17 protein-coding genes are annotated in these 16,049 nt (G+C 66.8%); 11 read left to right on the top strand and 6 right to left on the bottom strand.

Translation table 11 applies throughout. The features are described from left to right. Nucleotides 1-2: 2 nt before the first annotated feature. Nucleotides 3-527 (bottom strand): nuclear transport factor 2-like protein, encoded by a 525-nt coding sequence (locus tag G6N31_RS02365; RefSeq protein WP_098003300.1) that lies wholly within the window; start codon nt 525-527, stop codon nt 3-5. 150 nt (nt 528-677) lie between these two features. Here G6N31_RS02365 and G6N31_RS02360 point away from each other — a divergent pair, with 150 nt between their 5' ends. Next, nucleotides 678-1,295, top strand: coding sequence for a TetR/AcrR family transcriptional regulator (locus tag G6N31_RS02360; RefSeq protein ID WP_098003397.1), 618 nt, complete (start codon nt 678-680; stop codon nt 1,293-1,295). Here the strand turns inward: G6N31_RS02360 and G6N31_RS02355 are convergent. Then, nucleotides 1,279-1,884 (bottom strand): TetR/AcrR family transcriptional regulator, encoded by a 606-nt coding sequence (locus G6N31_RS02355; protein ID WP_098003299.1) that lies wholly within the window; start codon nt 1,882-1,884, stop codon nt 1,279-1,281. The genes G6N31_RS02360 and G6N31_RS02355 overlap by 17 nt on opposite strands. Nucleotides 1,885-2,009: 125 nt before the next feature. On the opposite strand from G6N31_RS02355, the gene G6N31_RS02350 reads away from it, so the two are divergent. The 10 genes from G6N31_RS02350 to G6N31_RS02305 all read left to right on the top strand — a co-directional run bounded on the left by G6N31_RS02350 (nt 2,010) and on the right by G6N31_RS02305 (nt 12,439). After that, nucleotides 2,010-3,188: a spirocyclase AveC family protein gene (locus G6N31_RS02350; RefSeq protein ID WP_098003298.1), complete on the top strand. Its 1,179-nt coding sequence runs from the start codon at nt 2,010-2,012 to the stop codon at nt 3,186-3,188. After that, nucleotides 3,175-3,996 (top strand): CbbQ/NirQ/NorQ/GpvN family protein, encoded by an 822-nt coding sequence (locus tag G6N31_RS02345; protein ID WP_098003297.1) that lies wholly within the window; start codon nt 3,175-3,177, stop codon nt 3,994-3,996. The genes G6N31_RS02350 and G6N31_RS02345 overlap by 14 nt, the downstream gene beginning before the upstream one ends. After that, complete coding sequence (locus G6N31_RS02340) at nt 3,993-5,699, top strand: nitric oxide reductase activation protein NorD (RefSeq protein WP_098003296.1); 1,707 nt, start codon at nt 3,993-3,995, stop codon at nt 5,697-5,699. The genes G6N31_RS02345 and G6N31_RS02340 overlap by 4 nt, the downstream gene beginning before the upstream one ends. A 32-nt stretch (nt 5,700-5,731) precedes the next feature. Next, nucleotides 5,732-6,646 (top strand): NAD-dependent epimerase/dehydratase family protein, encoded by a 915-nt coding sequence (locus tag G6N31_RS02335; RefSeq protein ID WP_098003295.1) that lies wholly within the window; start codon nt 5,732-5,734, stop codon nt 6,644-6,646. Nucleotides 6,647-6,655: 9 nt separating this feature from the next. Then, on the top strand, nt 6,656-7,399 hold the full coding sequence (locus tag G6N31_RS02330; protein WP_098003294.1) for a hypothetical protein: 744 nt from the start codon (nt 6,656-6,658) through the stop codon (nt 7,397-7,399). 12 nt (nt 7,400-7,411) lie between these two features. After that, nucleotides 7,412-8,371 carry a TIGR03564 family F420-dependent LLM class oxidoreductase gene (locus G6N31_RS02325; protein ID WP_098003293.1) on the top strand — a complete coding sequence of 320 codons (960 nt, stop codon included), beginning with the start codon at nt 7,412-7,414 and terminating at the stop codon, nt 8,369-8,371. A gap of 71 nt (nt 8,372-8,442) precedes the next feature. Further along, on the top strand, nt 8,443-9,099 hold the full coding sequence (locus tag G6N31_RS02320) for a TetR/AcrR family transcriptional regulator (RefSeq protein WP_179964255.1): 657 nt from the start codon (nt 8,443-8,445) through the stop codon (nt 9,097-9,099). 39 nt (nt 9,100-9,138) lie between these two features. Continuing rightward, complete coding sequence (locus tag G6N31_RS02315; protein ID WP_098003292.1) at nt 9,139-10,449, top strand: acyl-CoA dehydrogenase family protein; 1,311 nt, start codon at nt 9,139-9,141, stop codon at nt 10,447-10,449. A gap of 32 nt (nt 10,450-10,481) precedes the next feature. After that, nucleotides 10,482-11,471: a phosphotransferase family protein gene (locus G6N31_RS02310; protein WP_098003395.1), complete on the top strand. Its 990-nt coding sequence runs from the start codon at nt 10,482-10,484 to the stop codon at nt 11,469-11,471. Further along, nucleotides 11,471-12,439 carry an NADPH:quinone oxidoreductase family protein gene (locus G6N31_RS02305; RefSeq protein ID WP_098003291.1) on the top strand — a complete coding sequence of 323 codons (969 nt, stop codon included), beginning with the start codon at nt 11,471-11,473 and terminating at the stop codon, nt 12,437-12,439. Before G6N31_RS02310 ends, G6N31_RS02305 begins: the two co-directional genes overlap by 1 nt. Nucleotides 12,440-12,455: 16 nt before the next feature. On the opposite strand, the gene G6N31_RS02300 is transcribed toward G6N31_RS02305, so the two are convergent. The 4 genes from G6N31_RS02300 to G6N31_RS02285 form a co-directional block, all read right to left on the bottom strand. Then, the gene (locus G6N31_RS02300; protein ID WP_098003290.1) at nt 12,456-12,959 is read right to left on the bottom strand and encodes a hypothetical protein; all 504 of its coding nucleotides are present in this window, start codon (nt 12,957-12,959) and stop codon (nt 12,456-12,458) included. Further along, nucleotides 12,956-13,579 carry a TetR/AcrR family transcriptional regulator gene (locus G6N31_RS02295; protein ID WP_098003289.1) on the bottom strand — a complete coding sequence of 208 codons (624 nt, stop codon included), beginning with the start codon at nt 13,577-13,579 and terminating at the stop codon, nt 12,956-12,958. Before G6N31_RS02295 ends, G6N31_RS02300 begins: the two co-directional genes overlap by 4 nt. Before the next feature lie 156 nt (nt 13,580-13,735). Next, nucleotides 13,736-14,884 carry an acyl-CoA dehydrogenase family protein gene (locus tag G6N31_RS02290; protein WP_098003288.1) on the bottom strand — a complete coding sequence of 383 codons (1,149 nt, stop codon included), beginning with the start codon at nt 14,882-14,884 and terminating at the stop codon, nt 13,736-13,738. Between the two features lie 14 nt (nt 14,885-14,898). Further along, nucleotides 14,899-16,044, bottom strand: coding sequence for a thiolase family protein (locus G6N31_RS02285; RefSeq protein ID WP_098003394.1), 1,146 nt, complete (start codon nt 16,042-16,044; stop codon nt 14,899-14,901). Nucleotides 16,045-16,049: the final 5 nt, after the last annotated feature.

Below are 16,049 nucleotides of genomic sequence, written 5' to 3'. Positions count from 1 at the left end.
GATCAGAACGTGAGGTTGTGCTTCTCGAAGTGCCGGGCCAGTGCCTGCATGTAGTCGTCGCCCTTGAACGGGCCCCGCGCTCCGATCGCGGCCTCCAGGAACGGGCCGTATTCGTCGTCGTTGACATAGGTCGACCAGTGCACGATCCGGCACTGATCGTCCGTCTCGACGAAGCTGATCGAGTAGAAGCCCATCGTCTCGCCGGTGTTGACGTTCGTGCCTTCCCAGCGATAGCGCTGAACGAAGCCGTTCTCCGCCGGCCACACCTTGAAGTCGACGGGCTTCCAGTCGGGAAAGGTGATGCCGTAGGCCTTGGCCTCGATGGTGGCGGCGGTGTCCCAGTGTGTGGCCACGTCTTTGAGGACGAGTTCCTGGTCGGCGACGAAGTACGGTGAGGTGTAGACCGCATCGTCGGCGAACTCCCACTCGTCGTAGCTTTCGCCCTCCTGCACCTTCTGGAGGACGTATTTGTCGCGGTAGCTTTCGGCCATCCGGCGGTGCTTCGCGATGCGATCGACGAGATCCATTTTTCCACAATCCCTTTCGTTGACCACGTCGGCTGACGCGCTCCGCTCGACGTCGGTTCAAATATACATTCATGTATCCGAGATACAAGACCAAATATTTTTTTGCGGGGGTGAGGCCCGGATCCGGACTGATGCTGGGAGGATGGCGTGGTGGCGGAACGGTGGACAAGGCAGCGGCGGGTCGAACACACCCGCAGCATGCTGCTCGACGCCGCCGAGGAAGTCGTCGCACGGCAGGGCTTCGGGGCAGCGGCGCTGGAAGTGATCGCGGACGCGGCGGGCTACACCCGGGGGGCCATTTACTCGCATTTCGGCACCAAAGAGGAGCTGTTCCTCGCGGTGATGGAACGCCAGTTGCAGAGATTCCTCGGCGGTTTCACCGACATCGTCGAGTCGTTCCAGTCGTTCGACCAGCTTGATGTCGAGAAGCTCGCCAGGCGCTGGCGCGAACAGATCATCGGCAACCCCGACCGCGCCGCCCTGGGCTATGAGTTCACGTTGTTCCTGGCACGCAACCCGGAGGCGCGCACGCGGGTGGCCGCGCAGCGGCAACAGACCGCGGAGTCGCTGGCCGCCTACATCACCGGGCACATCGACAAGATCGGCGGCCGGATGCGGATACCGGCCGCAGCGCTGGCGCGGCTGCTGATCGCGACCTACGAGGGCGTCACGCTGGGCAGCCACATCGACGGCGAAGACTTGATCGAGCCGTACCTGACCTTGGTGCTCGCCAACGTCGCCCCCCGGGAGCTCAATCCGGGAGTTTGATCACCGACGTGTACATCTCCACCATCGGCCGGTAGAGGTCGACGTCGTCGAGCTGGCTGCTGAGCACCACCGAGTCGCTGGTGGCGACCAGCGCGTGCGCGAACGTCCGCGCCGGGATCAACAGCGTGGCGCCGAGCGCGTCCATGCTGTCGACGATGAACGCCGCCAACTTGTCGACGACCTCCGACCTCTTGGCCGCGACCCGCTCCCGTGCCTCCGGATTCCGCTGCAGGTACAGCGCGAACTCCAGACCCAGCGCCGCATGCTCGGCTCCGCGGTCGATACTGAGCTGGCGCCACCGTTCGGCGATCTCGTCGAGTTCGTGGGCACCGACCCGATCAGCCGCGGACATCACCTCGGCGAAGTTGTCGAAGTAGCGGCGCCAGTACCGATCACTGACCGCGAGGAACAAGTCCTCTTTGGTGGTGAAGTGCTTGTAGATGGCCCCCTTTGTGTACCCCGCGGCATAGGCGATGTCATCGAGTGTCGCTGCGGTGAAGCCCTTTTCACTGAACACGTTCTCCGCGGCATCGAGCAGCAGCGACCGGGTGTGCTCGAGCCGCCGTTCCCGCGTCCAACGTTCCGCCATGGCAGAAGTTTGCCACAGAATCTGCGCGACCTATTGGATTCTCAGATACTGATGAGTATATTGACAGCGGCCCGACCGCCTCACGCGGTCGACAACTGCGCCGATCGTCAAGGGGAAAACCGATCATGAGTGATCTGTCCAAGAAACCCGCCGTCACCGAATCGCTCAGCGGGACCGCCGACCTCGGCAGCCAGGGGGCGCCCTCGTCGAGCGCCTACAAGGTCTGGGCGACCATCGGGGCCGTGTTCCTGGCGTTGACGGTCTATCTGATCACCCGGTGGGTCACCGGCCCCTATTTCGAGCAGGTCCAGGGAGGCCCGAGCGAGCCGCCGCTGTACATGAAGATCCCGCTGATCGCCAACGCCGTCATCCTGTGGGTGGGCTTGCCATTTGCATTGTGGTTCTTCATTATTCGGCCCTGGGTGCGGGAGCGACGGATCACGCTCGACGGCATGCTACTGGTGTCGATGGGCCTGATGATGTTCCAGGACCCGATGCTCAACTACCACAGCACCTGGTGTACCTACAACGCATGGCTGTTCAACCAGGGTTCCTGGGCACCGTACTTCCCGGGCTGGGCAGCTCACGAGGAACCAGGCCATACCGTGCCCGAACCACTGTTGACCAACGTCCCCGGATATGCATACGGCGTCCTGTTGCTCACCATCGTCGGATGCCTGATCATGCGCAAGATCAAGAACCGTTGGCCCGGCATCAGCAATCTTCGGCTGATCCTGGTCACCTACGCGATCGCCATCGTCTTCGACTTCGTCATGGAGGGTCTGATCCTGTTGCCGATCGGCTTCTACTCCTATCCCGGCGCCATCCAGGAGTTGTCGATCAACGCCGGCACCTACTACCAGTACCCGATCTACGAGGGCTTCATGTGGGGCGGCGTCCAGGCGGCGCTGTGCTGCCTGCGGTTCTTCACCGACGACCGCGGGCGCACCGTGGTCGAACGCGGAATGGACAACCTCAGAGGCGGATTCGTCAAACAACAGTTCGTCCGCTTCTTGGCGATCTTCGGCGGTGTCAGTGCCTGCTTCTTCATCTTCTACAACATTCCCGCGACCTGGCTCGGCACACAGGCCGACCCCTGGCCGGAAGACGTCCAGAAGCGTTCCTACTTCAACCCCGGCATCTGCGGCGAGGGCACCGACCGCCCGTGCCCTAATCCTGACCTACCCCGTCCCACCAAGCACTCGGGGTACATCAACCACGAGGGAGAACTGGTCCTGCCCGAAGGCGTGACCATCCCTCCCGTGGTGCCGATCCAGGGGGCGAGCAGCGATGACGGTCAGTGACTTTCGACCGGTGTCCGAATCGGACGAACCGCCGCCGTTCTACCGTGCCGTCGGCGGCGAGGTCGACGTGTTCCGGGCGGCGGCCCGGCGCGGATCACCGATCCTGCTCAAAGGCCCCACCGGGTGCGGGAAGACCCGTTTCGTCGAGGCGATGGCATACGAACTCGGCCGTGAGCTCATCACCGTGGCCGGCCACGAAGACATGACGTCGGCGGACCTGGTCGGACGCTTCCTGCTCAAGGGTGGCGAAACCGTCTGGGTCGACGGCCCGCTGACCAGGGCGGTCCGTGAGGGCGCCATCTGTTATCTCGACGAGATCGTCGAGGCGCGCCAGGACACGACTGTGGTGATCCATCCGCTCGCCGACCACCGGCGCGAGCTGCCCATCGACCGGCTCGGCACCACTCTGGCGGCGGCACCTGGCTTTCAGCTCGTGATCTCCTACAACCCCGGCTACCAGAGCATCCTGAAGAACCTGAAGGAGTCGACCCGGCAGCGGTTCGTGGCGATCAGCCTCGACTTCCCGGCCCCCGCGGTCGAAACCGAGGTGGTGGCGCGCGAAGCCGGTATCGACGCGGCCACCGCCGAGTCGCTGGTCGTTCTCGGCAACGCGATCCGGAACCTGGACGGATCGGCGCTCAACGAGGTGGCCTCGACCCGGATGTTGATCCTCGCCGGGGGCCTGGTCGCCGAGGGGCTCCCCCTGCGCGCCGCCGTCCAGGCAGCTGTCGTGGAGGTGCTGTCCGACGATCCCGAGGTGGTCCGGGGGCTGGGTGAACTCGTCGATGCCGTCCTGCCCCGGCAGTGACCATCGAAAAGCCCGAGCCGCAGCGCTTCCGGTTCCTGGCCCAGTTCCTCGCAGGTCGGCCCGTCGATGTCACGGTGGCCCCCGCGGGCGAGTCCGCCTACACCGACGGGCAGGTCATCTTCGTCTCGGCCGGTGCCGGCCTGCAGGTACAGCGTCGCGAAGTGCTGGTCCAGAGTGCACTTCTCGGCGCCGGAAGCCTCGACGGTCGGTACGTCAAGCGACTGCGGGCGCGCCCACCGCTCGCACGCCGCTATCTGGCGCTGGAAGGGCACCGTGTGCTGTCCGAAGTGGCGCAACGTGTTTCGTTGGCAGCAGTCGTCACGCCCGCCGCTCCGCCACGGTCGGCCAGTTCCGAGGAGTCACTCGAGCTCGCTGCGAAAAGGACGGAGATCGAGCCGCCGCCAACCTGGTACGGGACGATCAGACCGTCGAAACTCATTCGAGCTCAGCGTGACCCCGGATCACGCGCGACCGAAGCCGACGTCCGGATGAACGTCGAGCACACTGGCCCGTCGGAAGCAGACGAGGACGACGACGGTTCGGGCGAGAAGAGCTGGATCCTGAAGCTTTTCGAGGCGCCCGCCGGCATGCAGGGCCCAGGCGACTTCCTGCGCAAGATGTTCGGAACCTCGCGTTCATCCGACAGTGAGGGTGCCGGGGCCGAGATGGGAGTCGGCTCGATGCGGCGGACGTCGCGGGCCGGAGCGACCGCGCGGCCGGTACCGACCCCGATCCGTTTCACCGGCACCGACTCCCCGGGTGCCGGCATCGCCGTCGGTGGCGCACTACATCCTGAATGGGATGTGTTCGGTGACCGGTACCGGGAGGACTGGTGCCGGGTCGTCGATTTCCCGGTCACCGCAGCGGTGGACGTCGCCGTCGCAGGTGTGGTCCGGGACGCCGTGCTGCGGCGCCGCCTGGCTCGGGTCGGCCTCGGCCCGATGGTGCTGCGCGCCAGAGCCGACGGTGACGACGTGGACACCGAGGCCCTGACCGGAATGTTCGTCGATCTACGCTCGGGCTATTCACCGCCGGAGCACGTGTACACGGAGCGCCGTAAGCTCGCCCGCAATCTCGGTGTTCTCATCCTGGTGGACGCCTCGGGATCGGGAACCGACGCCGACGGTGACGGACTGGCCGTGCACGAGCACCAACGCCGTGCAGCAGCCACGCTCGCCGCCACGCTCGAAGAACTCGGCGACCGCGTCGCGGTGTACGGGTTCCGCTCACAGGGCCGGCGTGCGGTGCATCTGCCGGTGGTCAAGACGTTCGGGGAGCGGTTCGGCGCGGCCGGCCGGACGCGCCTTGCCCAGCTGCATCCGTCCGGCTACACCCGGCTGGGGGCCGGTATCCGCGGCGCCGGTGAGATCCTCAAAGCACGGGCAGGGACCCCCCACCGGCTGCTGCTCGTGCTGTCCGACGGCTTTCCCTACGACGACGGATACGAGGGCAGATACGCCGAAGCCGACGCCCGCAAGGCGCTCGAGGAGTTACGTGCCGACGGTGTGGGTTGTCTGTGCCTGTCGATCGGTGGCACGACCGAGCCGGCCGCCCTCCAGCGGGTCTTCGGCTCGGCGAGCCACGCCGCCGCGGCGACATTGGCCGAGCTCTCGCCGCGCATGGACGAGCTGTTCCGCACCGCTCTGCATGAGCTCGCTGCGCCTCGTCCGGCCCCGCGCCGCCCCGCGATCTCAAGTACCTGACATATCCCGGCAAGTACGCTAAGACTGAGGGGATGCTCAGCGGCGAGAAGATCCTCATCACCGGCGCCACCGGCAAGATAGCCTTTCCGATCGCGCGGCGGTTGGCCGGGGACAATGAGGTCTGGGGCGCGGCGCGACTGCGCGAATCCGCCGACCGGGACCGCCTCGATACAGCGGGCGTCAACCCGGTGGCCCTCGACCTGAGCACCGGTGACTTCTCCGGGCTGCCCGACGATTTCACGTATGTCTTCCACGCCGCGGTGGATCCCGGTACCGGCGACTGGACACGCTGCGTGGAGACCAACGCGCAACGTAGCGGTGACCTGCTGCACTACTGCCGCGCGGCAAAAGGTTTTGTGTTCTGCTCCACCGGCTCGATTTACGGATATCAGGGGAATCGGCCGCTGACCGAATCCGACCCACCCGGGGTGCCGCTGCGGGCGAACTACAGTTTCTCGAAGGTGGCCGCGGAAGCGGTGTGCCAGTGGGTGGCTCGGCAATACCGGATACCCCTGACGATCATCCGGATCTGCTCGACCTACGGTCCGGAGGGCGGCGCCCCTGCCGACCGGCTCGACGCGATCCTGGCCCGTCGGCCGATTCGTCTGCACCCGGACCGGCCGAACAACTACAACCCGGTCTATGAAGATGACTACGTGGCGCTGGGCATCAGGGCCATGCAGGTCGCCGACATACCGCCGGTGGTGGTGAACTGGGCGGGCAGTGAGACGGTCAGCGCCGAGGAGTACTGCACCTACCTTGGCGAACTCGTCGGCGTGCGGCCAATTTTCGAGTACACCGCACATGCGCACACCCCGCTGTGGCCCGACGTCACCCACATGCACGAGGTCCTGGGACACACCACCGTGGATTGGCGCGAGGGGATGCGGCGCATGGTTCGCGCGCGTCACCCTGAGTTGCAGCTGCACTCAACGGATCCGGTTTGAGGAGGCTTGATGCTGCTACCGGGCACCCCGTCGGACCAGGTCGGCGAAGTACTCGCCGAAGGCGACGGCGATATCACCACGATGTTCGTGTCGATGGCCCGACGCCACCCAGACGGCGCCGACGCGGACTACCTGCGTTGGCACACCCTCGACCACCGGCCGGAACAACACCGGCTGTCGGCGGTACGGGCGTCGCTGCGCCTGGTGTCGACCCCGCGGTGCCGCGCCGCGCGGACCGTGAGCCGCCCACCGTATGACGCGATCGACCACGTGATGACCTATTTCTTCACCGGCATCGAAGGAATGGGTCCGTTCCTGGCGCTGTCCAAGGCTCTCGGCGACGCGGGACGCAAACTTCCCCTGCTGCCGCCGGTGGAACGCGGTGTCTACGACGTGTCGGCGCGGGCTGCCGCGCCCCGCATCAAGGTCGGTGCCCATGTGCTGCCGTGGTGGCCGGCGCGTGGCGTCTACCTGCTCCTCGAGAACGGAACGGCCGCCGTCGAGGAGTTGCTCGACGTCGACGGTGTCGCCGGAGCCTGGACGGCGACGTCGTTACCGGTGTCCGAGCGCCTGGCCAGCGCCCCCGCCGGGCAGACGTTGACGTACTGCTTCCTCGACGACGATCCGGTCGGTGTCGGCGAGCGCATCGCACCGGCTCTGGATGCGCGTTGGGGCGCCGACGGTGTCGACCCGCTGCTCGCCGCACCGTTTCACCCGGTGATCCCGTACGAGTGGGAACGCCATGTTCCGTGATCGGAGGTATCGATGCGTGTCGGGTTGATGATCGGATCGGACAAGGAACGCTCTCGGGCGGACCGGCTGGACGGGCTGCTCGAGGATGGAAAGACCGCCGAGGCACAGGGATTCGCGTCGTTCTGGGTGCCGCAGGTGCCCGGCTACCTGGACGCGATGACGGCAGCCGCCCTGCTCGGGCACGTCACCGAACGCATCGAGATCGGCACGGCCGTGGTGCCGGTCCAGACCCGGCACCCGATGATCATGGCTCAGCAGGCACTGACCACCCAGGTCGCGTGCGGTGGCCGGTTCACGCTGGGCATCGGCCCGTCCCACCACTGGATCATCGCCGATCAGCTCGGTCTCGACTATGACCGGCCGGCCGGGTTGATGCGCGACTACCTCGACGTACTCGCTGCCGCGTTCGCCGGACCCGGTGCGGTGGATGTCGACAACGACACCTATCGCGTACACAGTCCGGTGGACGTCACCGACGCCTTCGATGTCCCGGTGCTGGTGGCCGCTCTCGGGCCGGCGATGCTGCGCCTCGCCGGCGCCCGTTCGGGCGGAACCATCTTGTGGATGGCCGACGAGCGGGCGATCGCTGAGTACGTGGGGCCCCGCCTGGCCGCGGCGGCGGCAGAAGCAGGCCGCGCCGATGTACGGATCGTCGCCGGTGTCCCGGTCGCCCTCTGCGCTGACAACGACGTTCACGATGCCCGGGCCTACGCCAGTGAGGTGCTGGGCCACGCCGACTTCTCCCCCAACTACGTCCGGCTGCTCGAGCACGGCAACGCCGAGGACGTCGGCGACACGATGGCCGCCGGCGACGAGGCGACCGTCGCGGCGAGGCTGCGCCGCTACCGCGACGCCGGTGTCACGGATCTCGCCGCCCGGGTGGTGCCGTTGGGCCGCGACGCGGCTGCGCGGCAAGCGTCGCGCCAGCGCACTCAGGTGTTCGTCGCGTCGCTCATCCCCGAGCTCAGCTGACGTCGTTCGATCGCTAGTTAGACAGAAGTCAACTATATACAGACCCTGGTTTTCGTTGTTAGAGTACACATGTGCCCAGAGCCAAGGCCGTCATCAACGCTGACGGTGGTCAACGTCGAGCTTCCTACCAGCGGGCCCGCTCGGTCGAGACCAAGCGCAGCCTCGTGCAGGCGGCGATGGCCCTGTGGCGCACCAACGGCTACGGGAAGACCACCGTCGCTGACATCTGCCGGGCGGCCGGCGTGTCGCGGGCACTGTTCTACTTCTATTTCCCGGCCAAGGAAGACATCCTTTTCGAGGTGGGTCTGTTGTCGACTCGCGCGGCACGACAGAAGGTGCAGTCGCTGTTGCGGACCGACTATGACGTGGAATCGGTCATCGGCGAGGCGTTGCGCAGTCTCGAACGCTCGATGGCCCGTAATCCACCGGACCTGATCGTCGAGACGATCTTGGAGGGCTACCGGCACGAGCACCGCATCATGGCCGGGCAGGCGCCTGACGATCCCGAGGCCGATATGTTCGGCGAGCTTTTCGAACGGGCCCGACGCGACGGGAAGATCGGCGCGCACGTCGACGTCGGCCGCCTGTCCCGGCTGGCCGGCATGCATGTCAGCGAGGGCGTGCGCCATTGGGCCGGAGGCAGCTTCGGCGGCCGTTCCTTCGCCGAAGTGGTCACCGCCGATATCTGCGCCCTCATCGCCGGTTTCAGCTGCAGGTCGGGCCGATGACGGCCGCAACCAGTGCCCCGAACCGAGAGGAGACCCCAGATGTGGGATTTCGAGACCGATCCGGAATACCAGAAGCTGCTCGACTGGGCTGACGAATTCGTCCGCGAAGAGGTCGAGCCGCTCGACCTGGCCTTCCCGGACCAGCAGTTCGTCCCGCTGGACGCCAACCGCCGCAAAGTGATCGACCCGCTCAAAGACGAGGTGCGCCGGCGCGGACTGTGGGCCACCCATCTGGGCCCCGAGCTCGGCGGGCAAGGGTACGGACAACTCAAGTTGGCTCTGCTCAACGAGATCCTCGGCCGCTCCCAGTGGGCCCCGATCGTGTTCGGATGCCAGGCCCCCGACACCGGCAACGCCGAGATCATCGCGCACTACGGCACAGAAGATCAGAAGCAGCGCTACCTGCGTCCGCTGCTGGACGGCGAGATGTTCTCGTGCTACTCGATGACCGAGCCACACGCCGGAGCCGATCCCACCCTGTTCACCACCACCGCGGTGCGCGACGGAGACAGCTGGGTGATCAACGGATGGAAGTTCTTCTCCTCCAACGCCAAGACCGCGTCCTTTCTGATCGTCATGGTGGTGACCAACCCGGACGTCAGCGCATACCAGGGTATGTCGATGTTCCTGGTACCGACCGACACTCCCGGGGTCACCATCGTGCGCAATGTCGGCCTGCACGGCGAACGCGACGACGAGGGCTCCCATGCGTTGATCCACTACGACAACGTGCGGGTTCCCGGCGACGCGTTGCTCGGCGGGGAGGGCCAGGCGTTCGCGATCGCCCAGACCCGGCTCGGCGGTGGTCGCATCCATCACGCGATGCGCACGATCGGGCTGTCCCAGAAGGCGCTCGACATGATGTGTGAACGCGCACTGAGCCGTCAGACCCAGGGCAGCCGCCTCTCCGACAAACAGTTCATCCAAGGTTATATCGCCGATTCCTACGCGCAGCTGCTGCAGTTCCGACTGATGGTGCTCTACACCGCTTGGGAAATCGACAAGTACAACGACTACAAGAAGGTGCGCAAGGACATCGCCGCGGTCAAGGTGGTGATGCCGACCGTGCTCCACGACATCGCCTGGCGGGCCATGCAGATTCACGGGGCCCTGGGTGTCTCCAACGAGATGCCGTTTCTCGGGATGGTGACCGGCGCCGCCGTGATGGGGCTGGCCGACGGCCCGACCGAGGTGCACAAGACCACCGTGGCCAAGCAGGTGCTGCGCGACCATCAGCCCAACCCCGACACCTGGCCCAGCGAGTGGATACCGGCCAAGCGGGACAAGGCCAGAGCCAAGTACGCCGACTACCTGGGGACGGTCATCGAGCATGAAGTGGGCAACCTGTGAGCGACCTCAACACCCAGCGGCTGGCGGCATGGATGGACTCCGCGGAGTTGCCCGGCACGGGTGAGCCACTGCAGACCCGGTTCCTGTCCGGCGGCACCCAGAACGTCATCTACGAGCTGCGCCGCGGCGAGCACCGGTACGTGCTGCGGATGCCACCACCCGACGCTCCCCCGGACCGCGACAAAGGGATTCTCCGTGAGTGGCGCATCATCTCCGCGCTCGACGGCACCGAGGTCCCGCACACCGAGGCGATCGGCGTGTGCGCCGACGAGTCGGTCCTCGGTCGGCCGTTCTACCTCATGGGTTTCGTCGACGGCTGGTCGCCGATGGACACGCACGCCCGGTGGCCGGAGCCATTCCACAGCGATCTGTCGGCGCGCCCGGCGCTGAGTTACCAACTCGCCGAGGGCATCGCGCTGCTGTCGAAGGTGGATTGGAAGGCCCGGGGGCTGCACGACCTCGGCCGCCCCGACGGCTTCCACGAACGCCAGGTCGACCGGTGGACGGCGTTCTTCGACCGCATCAAGGGCCGGGAGATCGACGGCCTCGACACCGCCACCGCCTGGCTGCGCGCCCACCGGCCGCTGGACTTCATCCCCGGCCTGATGCACGGCGACTACCAGTTCGCCAACGTGATGTACCACCACGGCGCCCCGGCCCGGCTGGCGGCGATCGTGGACTGGGAGATGGGCACCGTCGGCGACCCGAAACTGGACCTGGGCTGGATGGTGCAGAGTTGGCCGGAGGACACCGCCGCACCCACGCAGTCCGAGATGGGCTACGTGGACATGCGCGGAATGCCCTCGCGCGACGAGGTTGTCGCGCACTACGCGGCGGTGTCCGGCCGTCAGGTCGACGATCTGGACTACTACCTGGTGCTGGCCAAGTGGAAGTTGGCGATCGTGCTCGAACAGGGCTTTCAACGTGCCGGCGACAACGAGACGCTGCTCGCCTACGGCCCCGTCATCGTCGAGTTGATGCGCTCGGCCGCGGATCTCGCCGAGTCCAGCGACTACCGTTGATGCGCGCGGCGATCTGCCCAGCCTACGGAGCTCCTGATGTCGTCCGGGTCGGCGAGTACCCGGAGCCGGTGATCGCCGCCGGCCAGGTCCGGATCCGGGTGAGCGCCGCCGCGGTGAATTTCCCCGACGTCCTGCTGATCGCCGACAAGTACCAGATCAGCGTGCCACCACCGTTCATCCCCGGCAGCGAGTTCGCCGGCGAGATCGTCGAGGTGGCACCGGATGCGACCGGGGTGGCTGTCGGTGATCGGGTCACCGGGGCGGGGTTGCACGGCGCGTTCGCCGAGGAAATCGTCGTCCCCGTCGGCGGGCTGGCCCGCATTGCCGACGGGATCGACGATCTCACCGCGGCCGCGTTCGGAGTCGCCTACCGCACCGCCTATCACACGCTGCGGTCGGTGGCCCGGGTGCGGTCCGGCGACGACGTCGTGGTGCTCGGCGCCGGAGGCGGGGTGGGCTTGGCCACGGTCGCGTTGGCCGCGTTGCTCGGCGCGACCGTCACCGCGGTGGCGTCATCGTCGCAAAAGCTCGATGCAGCAGGACGTTACGGGGCCACACACCTCGTGAACCACCGCGACGGTGATCTGCGCAGTGCGCTCAAGACAGCGGTGCCCGGTGGCGCAGCCGCTGTCGTCGACCCGGTCGGGGGCGCGCTGTCCGAACCGGCGTTACGGTCCCTGCGGCGGGGTGGCCGGTTCGTCACCGTCGGGTTCGCGTCCGGTGCGATTCCGGCGATCCCGCTGAACCTGGTCCTGGTCAAGGGCGTCCACGTGCTCGGATTTCAGTTCGGCGACATCGCTTCCGAAGAGTTCTCGCGCAACGAGGGCGAATTACGCGAACTGCTGGCGCACGGACGCATCCGCCCGCACATCGGCGCGGTCTATCCGCTCGAGAAGACGGCCGCGGCGCTGACCCACGTCGCCGACGGTCGGGCGATCGGCAAGATCGTCATCGACCTCACCCGGTAGCCCTGCGCCGGGGTGATCAGCTGGCGGGCACCAGGTCTGCGGCCACCGAAGCGAGCATGCCGCAGCGGAACGACTCGGTGCGCCCGACCGCTTCGGTGCCGTGATCCTGCGCCGCATCCAGTGCCAGGGCCTTGAATGCGCGCGCGGCAGCACTGAGATGGTGCTGCGCCGAATCGACGCTCGAGTCGAGGTCATCGGGCACGCGTTCGCCCCAGAGCGTCACCTCGGTGGCGCCCTGGTCGAGCGCGTTGCGCACATGGGCCAGCACACGGGGATCCCGGTCGAACAGATCGGCGGCCACGGCCACGGTCTGCGGGTGGGGCCGCTCCTCCCATGCGGCGAGCGCGGACTCCAGGTCGAGCGTCTGCGCACCGAGGATCTGCAGCGGCCGGACGTCCTCGTCGCTGCCGAGCAGCACCGTGACATCCCATCCGGCCATCACCCGGTCATAGATCCAGCCGCCGGCGCACCGCACCGCGTCGAGCACGGTCGGAGCCACGACATCCAGCCGGTACCTCATGTCGGGTTCTGCGGCGCCAGCTCGCGCCCCAGTGACTCCGCGTACCCCTTGAACACCTCGGCCAACTGAATCGAGGGATCGAGCAACCATAGGGTCTCCATTCCATAGGTAAAGGCGAGGATTTCCACGGCCTTGCTGGCGCCGTCGATGTCTTGGCGGTACCTGCCACTGCGCTGCCCGCGCTCGATGATCGCGGTGATGATCTCCACCGCGGCGCGGTAGCGGTTGAGCAATCGGTCGTGCAGCGGCGCATCCGGGGCGATGTTCTCGACCAACAGCACGGTGAACGTCCCGATCAACTCGGGAGCCCGGGTGAACCTCTCGGGGACGCGACTGAGTTCGGTGACCAGATCACCGGACCGGTAGTCGGCGTGCACCTCGTCGTCGGCATCGCGAGCGTCGAGGACGGCGTTGAGGAGTTGCTCCTTGGATTCGAAGTGGTGCAGGAGGCCCGCCGGCGTCACCCCGGCCTCTTTGGCGATCTGGGCAAGCGAGGTGTTCCGCCACCCGTTTCGGGCCAGCAGCCGCTCCGCCACGCCGAGAATCCGCGCTCTGCGGTCCTCCCCCTTGGCCAGGAGCGACTCGTACGGCCGCACGGCCGTCGGCTCGGTCACTGACACGCGACTCCTCCGTCGATCCAACCTTCTGAACACACAGTAGGTAGGTTCGCCGCGTTGTGACAAGGGTCGCAACAGGTTTATTTCTTGACATGCGTCTCACCAGTGCTTTCGGTGCGACGCACACCGCTTCCGGGGGCCCGACTCCCCGGCGCGGGGTCACAGCCCGAGCGATTTGGCGATGATCACCTTCATCACCTCGCTGGTTCCGGCGTAGATCCGGGCCACCCGCGCATCGGTGTACAGCCGGGCGATCGGATACTCCATCATGTATCCGTAGCCACCGAAGAGTTGCAGGCAGCGGTCCACGACGCGCTGCTGCATCTCGGTGCAGAACAGCTTCACCCGGGCCGCGTCCGCGCCGGAAAGCTCGCCGTCGACGTGCAATGCCACCGCGCGGTCGAGCATCGCCTGGGCCGCCTCCACCTCCGTCGAGCAGGCGGCGAGTTCGAACTTGGTGTTCTGAAACGACGCCACCGGGGTGCCGAAGGCCTTCCGGCTCTGCGTGTAGTCGATCGCCGCGGCGATGGCCGAGCGTGCCTGCGCGACCGAACCCACCGCGACGGTGAGCCGTTCCTGCGGCAGGTTGTGGCCCAAATAGCCGAACGCCTCGTCCACCTGGCCCAGCACGTTGGCGGCCGGAACCCGGACGTCGACGAACGACAACTCGGCGGTGTCCTGGACCTTGCAGCCCATCTTCTCCAGTTCGCGGCCCCGGGTGAACCCCGCCATCCCGTCTTCGACCACCAACAGAGTCAGGCCTTTACGACGGTTGTCCGGATCGGTCGAGGTGCGCGCGACGACGATGACGAGGTCGGCCTGCATCCCTCCGGTGATGAAGGTCTTGGCGCCGTTGACGATGTAGTCGTCACCGTCCCGGACGGCGGTGGTGCGCATGCCCGCCAGGTCCGAACCGGTCCCCGGTTCGGTCATCGCGACGGCGGTCAGCAGCGTGCCGGCGGCGAGGCCGGGGAACCATCGGCCGCGCTGCTCCTCGTTCGCGTAGTGCAGGAAGTAGGGCAGGATCACCTCGAGCTGCGTACGCACCGTCGACAATGTCACCAGCGCGCGGGCGGCCTCCTCCTGCAGCACGACGTTGTACCGGTAATCGGGCTGCCCCGCACCGCCGTACTCCTCGGGGATGGCCATGCCGAGCATGCCGAGCTCGCCCATCCGCGCGAACACCTCGCGCGGCATCCGACCACCTTTCTCCCACTGGGGGTAGTGCGGCACGACCTCCTTCTCGACGAAGTCGCGGGCCAGCTCCCGGAACGCCTCGTGGTCCTCGGTGAACAAATCTCTGCGCACGTGGACACGCCCTCCTAAGCGACGAGTTCGACGATGGTGGCGTTGGCGGTGCCCCCGCCCTCGCACATGGTCTGCAGGCCGTATCGAATTGCATTGTCGCGCATGTGGTGGATCATCCGGGTCATGAGCACCGCACCCGAGGCGCCGAGCGGGTGGCCGAGCGCGATCGCCCCGCCCAGCGGGTTGAGTTTGGCCTCGTCGGCCCCGGTGTCGGCCAGCCAGGCCAGCGGAACCGGTGCGAAAGCCTCGTTGACCTCGAACACTCCGATCTCGTCGAGCGTCACGCCGGCCTTGTGCAGAACCTTCTCCGTCGCCGGGATCGGGCCGGTGAGCATCAGTTTGGGGTCGGCACCCGTGACGGCGCCGGCGCGGTAGCGCACCAGCGGGGTCATACCGAGGTTGACGGCGTTCTCGGCCGTGGTGACCAGTAGCGCCGCTGCACCGTCGGAGATCTGGGAGGAGTTGCCGGCGTGGATCACCCCGTCGTCGGTGAACGCCGGCTTCAGACCGGCGAGCTTCTCGGCGGTGGTGCCGCGGCGGATGCCCTCATCGTCGGTGACGATTCCGCCGTCGGTGAAGACCGGCACGATCTGTTCTTTGAAAGCACCGGCATCCTGCGCCGCGGCGGCACGTTCGTGGGACTGCGCAGAGTACTCGTCGAGCCGGGTGCGGGAGAACCCCCACTGTTGCGAGATCATCTCGGCCGAAATGCCTTGATTGAAGGAGAAATCGTCATATCGGGCAAGCACTTTCGGCCCGTAGGGCATGCCGGTCGCGCGCGCGGCACCCAGCGGGACCCGACTCATCACCTCGACGCCGCCGGCCACCACCAGGTCCTGCTGACCCGACATCACCGCCTGCACAGCGAAGTCGAGTGCTTGCTGGCTCGAGCCGCAGGCCCGATTGACGGTGGTGCCCGGGATGTGTTCGGGCCACCCGGCGGCCAGCACCGCATACCGCCCGATGTTGCTCGACTGATCCCCCACCTGAGACACACAGCCCCAGATCACGTCGTCGATGACATCGGTGTCCACGCCGGTGCGCTCGACGAGCTCGTTGAGCACCAGCGCCGACAGGTCGGCGGCGTGCTGTTCGGACAATCCTCCGTTGCGCTTGCCCACCGGCGTGCGCACGGCCCCGACGATGACGGTCTCCCGCATGATCC

The organism is Mycolicibacterium duvalii (genome assembly GCF_010726645.1).
Lineage (GTDB): Bacteria > Actinomycetota > Actinomycetes > Mycobacteriales > Mycobacteriaceae > Mycobacterium > Mycobacterium duvalii.
The sequence above is the reverse complement of the archived record's forward strand: the minus strand, read 5'-3'. Positions and strand labels throughout refer to the sequence as shown.